At 70.5% G+C, this 4903-nt stretch carries 6 protein-coding genes; 3 read left to right on the plus strand and 3 right to left on the minus strand.

The window, feature by feature from the left end:
- Together AB0C29_RS27645 and AB0C29_RS27650 are read right to left on the minus strand one after the other, a co-directional pair.
- On the minus strand, positions 1-1974 hold a 1974-nt coding region (locus tag AB0C29_RS27645; RefSeq protein WP_360825856.1), incomplete at its 3' end, for a family 65 glycosyl hydrolase.
- A gap of 9 nt (positions 1975-1983) precedes the next feature.
- Entirely contained in the window at positions 1984-2340 is a 357-nt protein-coding gene (locus tag AB0C29_RS27650; RefSeq protein ID WP_360825859.1) for a DUF1330 domain-containing protein, read from the minus strand.
- Positions 2341-2501: 161 nt separating this feature from the next.
- Between AB0C29_RS27650 and AB0C29_RS27655 the strand changes: the two genes are divergently transcribed.
- From AB0C29_RS27655 to AB0C29_RS27665, 3 genes are read left to right on the plus strand one after another with little or no spacing between them, the layout of a single operon-like run.
- The gene (locus AB0C29_RS27655) at positions 2502-3479 is read left to right on the plus strand and encodes a redoxin domain-containing protein (protein ID WP_360825862.1); all 978 of its coding nucleotides are present in this window, start codon (positions 2502-2504) and stop codon (positions 3477-3479) included.
- Between the two features lie 34 nt (positions 3480-3513).
- Positions 3514-3747, plus strand: coding sequence for a hypothetical protein (locus AB0C29_RS27660; protein WP_360825865.1), 234 nt, complete (start codon positions 3514-3516; stop codon positions 3745-3747).
- Between the two features lie 30 nt (positions 3748-3777).
- Positions 3778-4410 carry a hypothetical protein gene (locus AB0C29_RS27665; protein ID WP_360825868.1) on the plus strand — a complete coding sequence of 211 codons (633 nt, stop codon included), beginning with the start codon at positions 3778-3780 and terminating at the stop codon, positions 4408-4410.
- A gap of 257 nt (positions 4411-4667) precedes the next feature.
- Here the strand turns inward: AB0C29_RS27665 and AB0C29_RS27670 are convergent, their stop codons facing one another.
- Entirely contained in the window at positions 4668-4814 is a 147-nt protein-coding gene (locus AB0C29_RS27670; protein WP_360825870.1) for a hypothetical protein, read from the minus strand.
- Between the last annotated feature and the right edge of the window lie 89 nt (positions 4815-4903).

A 4903-nucleotide genomic window follows, 5' to 3' on the forward strand; every position in this document is an offset into this window, starting at 1 on the left:
CAGGTCCACCGTGGCGGCCTCGCGGGCGTAGCGGTGGGCCAGCTCCAGATGGCCGACCTCGGCGGCCAGCACGGCCTGGGTGCCCGCCGACAGCGACGAGTCGCGGACGGTACGGCGTTCGTAGTAGTCCAGGTTGCGGGCCTTCTGGGCGGGCGTGAACGCGTCGCCGCACCAGTGCATCGCCAGCACCAGGTCGGCCTGCTTGACCACCTGGCGGCGGTAGAGCTCGAAGTACGGCGCACTCAGCAGCAGCGGGTACTGCGCGGGATCGTCGGTGAAGGCCCACTCCGGGTGGCCGGTGAAGCCCGCCGACTGCTCGTGCACGTCCAGTTCGGTGTCGTAGGGCAGGTGGACCGCGGCTGCCGCCGTACGCCAGGACAGCGTCTCCTGGTCGGTGACGCCGAGCTGGTCCGCGAGGTCGGGGTGCCGGGCGACCGCGTCGGCGGCGCCGCGCAGGTTCCGGGCCGCCATCAGGTTGGTGAAGATGTTGTCGTCGGACAGGGCGCTGTACTCGTCCGGTCCGGTGACGCCGGGCAGGTGCCAGCCGCCGCGCCGGTCGAAGTGGCCGAGGGAGTCCCACAGCCGGGCCGTCTCGACCAGCAGTTCGACGCCGCCTTCCCGGTCCAGCGTGTCGTCGCCGGTGACCATGCGGTAGCGCAGCACCGCGTCGGCGATGTCGGCGTTGACGTGGAAACCGGCCGTGCCAGCCGGCCAGTAGCCCGAGCACTCCTGGCCCCGGATCGTGCGCCACGGGAACGCCGCCCCGCGCAACCCGAGGGCCTGCGCGCGTTCGCGGGCCAGCCAGAGCGTCGAGTGCCGCCAGCGCAACGCGTCGGCTGCGGCCTGCGGCTGGGTGTAGGTGAGCACCGGCAGGACGAAGCCCTCGGTGTCCCAGAACGTGTGCCCGTCGTACCCGGGACCGGTGAGGCCCTTGGCCGGGATCGCCCGCCGTTCCGCCCGGGCGCCCGACTGCAGCACGTGGAAGAGCGCGAAGCGGACCGCCTGCTGCAGCTGCGCGTCGCCCTCGATGACGATGTCGGCGTTGTCCCAGAACTCGCGCAGGTATTCCTGCTGCTCACGCAGCAGCCCGGCGAAGCCGGTGTGGCGGGCGCCGATCAGGGCGGCCGCGACCTGGTCGCGCAGCGACGGCACCGAGCGGATGCTGGACCAGCCGTACGCCATGGTCTTGACGACCGTGAGGGTCGCGCCCGGCTGCAGCACACCGGTGACATTGGTACGCGCCCAGCACGGCTCCCCGTCCGACTCGACGACAAAACCGTCGCCGCCGGTGACGACGTGTTCCATGCCCGCGGCCATGAGCTGCTTGCTGACCCGGGTCCGGTGCACGAGCAGGGCGCTGTGCGGGCCGACGACGTGCTCCACGGCTTCGAGCGGGTTCTCCAGCGCGGCGGCCACCCGCGGATCCACCGAAGTGGTCGACTGCTCCTCGTTGGTGATCAGCTCGGACTGCACGATCACCCGTACGGCGGCGTCGACCGCCTCGACCTGGTACTCGATCGCGGCGACGGCCCGCTGGGTGAACGACACCAGCCGGCGCGAGCGGACCCGGACCCGCTTGCCGGCCGGTGAGGTCCAGTCCGCCTCCCGGGTGAGCACACCGTTGCGCAGGTCCAGCCGGCGCTCGTGGTGGTGCAGGGTGCCGTAGCGCACGTCGAACGGCGCGTCGTCGACCAGCAGCCGGATGATCTTCCCGTCGGTCACGTTGACCACGGTCTGGCCCGACTCGGGATAGCCGTAACCACCCTCGGCGTACGGCAGCGGACGGCGTTCGTAGAACGAGTTGAGGTAGGTGCCGGCGATCCCGTGCGGCTCACCCTCGTCGAGGTTGGCGCGCAGCCCGATGTGGCCGTTCGACAACGCCAGCACGCTCTCCGACTGCGCGAGCCGGTCCAGGTCGAGGGCGGTCTCGCGGACGCACCACGGCTCGACGGGAAACGGCAGTTGCCCGGTCATCGCGCTGCCTCAGGAACCGGCGGCGAGGGTGGCCCGGATCTCCTGTGCCCACCGGGCCGACGTGAAGTCCGGGCCGACCGGGTCGACGAAGATCAGATCGCTGATCGTGTTGTCGGTGCGCAGGTGCAGGATGCTCTGGTACTCCGGCGACTCGTACCACTCGACGGCCGTGCGCCGGTCGGGGAACTCCATCAGCACCACCGAGCCCGGCCAGGCGCCCTCGCGCACCTCCACCGGGGCGTCGATCGCCAGCCAGCGCCCGCCGTACGGTTTGAAGGTCGCCTCCACGCTCTCCAGGTATCGCAGCGATTCGGCCTTCGGGATCCCGTTCGGGATCCGCAGATGATTGATCAGGTACGTCGTCATGGTCCTGACCCTCCCGCGCCGGCCGGGGTGTTCGCGCCCGTGGAAGACCCTGGTGCGTGCCCGGTGCCGCCGTACCCGTGCGTGCGCCAGGGTGTTGACCGGTTCCAGCAGGCTTGGCCGGGCGCGATCGTGGAGGCAGTTTCGTCGGGAGAGGAGTTGCCATGGTGCGGGGTGCGGGGATGAAAGGGCTCACGGCGCTCGACAGCGCCACCGCGTGGCTCAACACGCCACCACTGACGGCCACGGACCTGCGCGGCAACGTGGTGGTGGTCAACTTCTGGACGTACACGTGCATCAACTGGATCCGTACGCTGCCGCACGTGCGGGCGTGGGCGGACCGCTACCGCGACCACGGGCTCGTCCTGCTCGGCGTGCACTCGCCGGAGTTCGGCTTCGAGCACGACCTCGGCAACGTCCGGCGGGCCGTCGCCGCGATGCGGGTCGGCCACCCGGTCGCCGTCGACAACGACTTCCGGATCTGGCGGGCCTTCGACAACCACTACTGGCCGGCGCTGTACTTCATCGACGCCCGGGGCGAACTCCGCCACACCCACTTCGGCGAGAACGACTACCAGCAGTCGGAGACGGTGATCCAGGACCTGCTCACCGAGTCGGGACGGCAGATCCCGCCCCGCGACCCGCGCGCAGTGGACGCCGCCGGGCTGGAACTGCCGGCCGACTGGGACAACTTGGCCTCTCCGGAGACGTACCTCGGCTACGAACGCGCCGAGAACTTCGCCTCACCCGGCGGTGCGGTCGCCGACGTCCCGCACAGCTACGCGGCGCCGGCCCGGTGGGCCCTGAACGACTGGGCGCTGACGGGGGACTGGACCGTCGGCGCGGGCGAGGCCCGGCTGAACGCGCCCGGCGGATCGATCGTGTTCCGCTTCCACGCTCGTGACGTGCACCTGGTGCTGAGCTCGCAGCCACACAGCGGGCCGGTGGGGTTCCGCGTCCAGGTCGACGGGCAGGCCCCGGGCGCGGCGGCGGGACTCGACGTGGACGCCGAGGGCCGCGGGGAGCTCACCGAGCCGCGGCTGTACCAGCTCGTGCGCCGGCCGGGCCCGGTCACGGACGGCACCTTCGAGATCACGTTCCTTGATCCGGGCGTCCTCGCCCACGTGTTCACCTTCGGCTGACGGGCACTTGGGTACGGCACGCATACTCGAGGACATGAAACGCAGCGATCGCGTACCCGCAGCGCAGGTGTACCGAGGACTTCCGCAGACCGTGCACAGTGCGCTGACGCCGCTGGGCGAGATCGAGCAAGCGACCAAGATCGCCGAAGGTTGGCGGCAGCCGCGCCAAGGGTGGCGCCGTGTTGTTTTCGTGGTCGGTGCCGTGGTGCTGGCCGTGTGTGCCGCACTCATGGTCTTCGCCGGTATTTACGGCGCGGCGCAGCAGTAGGGGAGCGCATCGGACAACCTGTCCGATTCGGTGTGGCCGTTTCTTTCGCTCGTGGTCCACACTTGCCGGGTGCCGAATTCGGAGAGCAAGTCATTGGCCGAATCGGCCTCGACCTGGATGCAGGTGGTGTTCGGCGGATTGGGCGTGGCGATCGCGCTGGTGGCGCTGGTGATCGCGTATTTCGCCTGGGTCCAGCCGCATTCCCCGGCCGCCGACGACAACAAGGCCGAGCCGGCGCCGGTCGCCAAGTCAACCGCGCCTGAGACGGCCGCTCCCACCACTGCGGCGGCCGGGGTGCCGCTGGTACGGCTCACCCCCACCGTCGGCGCCGGCAACGTCCGTCCGGCCGACGATGACCTGGTGATCCACTGTGCCACCGGGCAGACCAGCGACCGCCAGCGGGTCGTCGAGTACGACCTGCTCGGCCGGTACACGGCGCTGAAGGCGGAACTGCGGGTGTCCCGGGCGCGCGACGGTGACACGCCGCTTCAGCTCAAGGTCTTCACCGACGACGCGATCGCCGCGAATCAGGTTGTCACCAAAGGAAAAAGCGCCCCGATGCGTATCCCGCTGGACGGGAAGCAGAAGATGCGGGTCCAGTTGACCTGTCAGTTCCCGGACGGCGAGATCAAACTCGACAATCCCGAACTCGATCATTCTTGATCGAGTGTCACCCGTTCGGGGATTGGTGCTTGACGCCGGTTGCCCGTAACGTTCGGGCCTTCAGAAATGCCATTCAATCGGGGAGCGGCTTTGGCGGCGAATCCGCAGGCTCCAATTCCGGCGCGGCCGGGTTCGCCGGCCGGCCCGGCCGGCCCGGCACCGCACAGCGGACCGCCCTTCCAAGGAAACGCCGGACCGCAGAGCACCCAGTCGCCGCCCGGCGCGACCTATGGCCAACCGCCGCAGTCCGGCGCGCCCTACGGCCAGCCGCCGCCATCCGGTACGCCCACCCAGGCCATGCCGACCCAGGCCATGCCCAGCTCGGCCACGCCTGGCTCGACCGCGTCCAGCTCGGCTGGGCCGTCCGGGCAGCCCACCCAGCCGATGTCATTCGGACCACCCACCCCACCGATGCCGACCCGGCAGCGCACTCAGCCGATGCCGGCCGCGCCGCCGCATGCGCACCCGGCGCCGGTCGGACCGCCGGCTTCGC

The organism is Actinoplanes sp. NPDC048791 (genome assembly GCF_040650095.1).
GTDB lineage: Bacteria > Actinomycetota > Actinomycetes > Mycobacteriales > Micromonosporaceae > Actinoplanes.